We start from the raw sequence: 1,544 nt of genomic DNA on the forward strand, positions 1-1,544 counted from the left end.
CCCACGACCTGCGTCGCGTCATACTCGGACACAAGGGGCCTCCTTCGTCGTGCGTTGACGTGAGAACCCGAGTGTCCGCTCGGGACCACGAGGGACGGAGGCCCCGCCCCTTCATGCCATCAGGGCCTCACCCGACAGACACCGGGTGAGGCCTTGACCTTTGTTGCGGCCCGGGTGGTCTCAGTTGTGGTCTCAGTTGCGTCCTATTACGCCGGAACCAGCGCCCCGGCGGTCCCGTCGTTGCCGTCCGACTCATCGTCGGCCGTGCTCCCGATCCCGGCCTCTGGGAGCTTCCATAGCAGACCGCCGACCTGGTTGGCGATCCCCGCGCGGATCTCGTTGGGCACGTGGACGTAGCGGGTGAGCATGGACGTGGAGGACCAGCCCATCACGTCCATGATCGCCCGGTGGGGCACGTTGAGCACCAGCAGCACCGTCGCGGCCGTGTGCCGGGCATCGTGCAGGCGCGCGTCTCGAACGCCGGCCTCGGCTAGCAGTGCCTTCCACTCGTCGTGATCGGCGCGGGGATCAAGCGCCCTGCCGTTGGGCTGGGCGAAGATCCACCCGTTGTCCTGCCACAGGTTGCCGGCGGCCTTCTTCTCCTTGTCCTGGTTGCCCTTGTGCGCCTTCAGCGCTTCCAGCAGCGGGACCGGAACATGAACCGAGCGCTTACCGGCACGGGACTTCACCTGTGCGATCACCAGCCCTCCGCCGTGCCGCTGAGGGCAGGCCCGCGCATGGCCCGTGCAGCCCGGTGGGCACGGCGGTGGACACTTGCGCTGGTGCCGCTTGCATCCCTCCTTGCATGGCTCGGTCTTGTGGTGCGGCTTCGCGCACGCAGCGGGATCGTCGCAGCCGTGCCGCCAGGTGTGCCGCTGCAATGCTCGGCGGATCTTCAACGTCCCGGTGCGGGTGTCGAGGTCTGCCCACTTCAGGCCGAGTGCTTCACCCCGGCGCAGGCCGAGCGACAGCGCCAGGGCGAACCGGACGCCGTTCCGGCGGCCAGCGGCGGCGTTCAGGATGCGCTGCGCCTCCGCCACCGTGAACGGTTCGACCTCCGTTTCCACGACCGGCGGTGACTTGACCACTAGCACGGGTTCCTGGTGATCCGTTCCCGGCGCAGGGCCTCGTTCAGGGCAGTCCGCAGGGTGCGGTGAACCTGTTGGACGATCGAGGCGCTACGCCCTTCCCGCCGCAACTTCGCGTAGAGCCGTTCAACATGCTCCGGCTCTAGGCGGTCGAGCCGGTGTGCGCCGAGGCCCGGGATCAGATACAGCCGGACCGCGCCCTCGTAGTAGATGTAGGAGGCTTATTCACAGCGCATGAGATCGCACGTCCCCGGCGTGTCGACATAAACGGCGGCCCGTTTGTTGAGAGAATTGGGTTACCACACTCAGCTCTCACAAAAACGGACCGCCTAGCATGTATTATACCACCGGCCTTACCATCGAGCAGATCACCGACCTGTGCACGTTGGTCGACATGGACACCGTGGGCGAGCAGCGCAATTGGCCGCCAATCCTGGGCCTGTTCAAATCAGTGAC

1 protein-coding gene is annotated in these 1,544 nt (G+C 66.4%); it reads right to left on the reverse strand.

Features of this window, described 5'->3' with window-relative positions:
• Positions 1–206: 206 nt before the first annotated feature.
• Positions 207–1,088, reverse strand: a complete 882-nt coding sequence (locus FFT21_RS28450; RefSeq protein WP_225978850.1) for a tyrosine-type recombinase/integrase — start codon at positions 1,086–1,088, stop codon at positions 207–209.
• Positions 1,089–1,544 lie beyond the last annotated feature (456 nt).

The sequence above is a fragment of the Gandjariella thermophila genome, assembly GCF_005405885.1.
GTDB lineage: Bacteria > Actinomycetota > Actinomycetes > Mycobacteriales > Pseudonocardiaceae > Gandjariella > Gandjariella thermophila.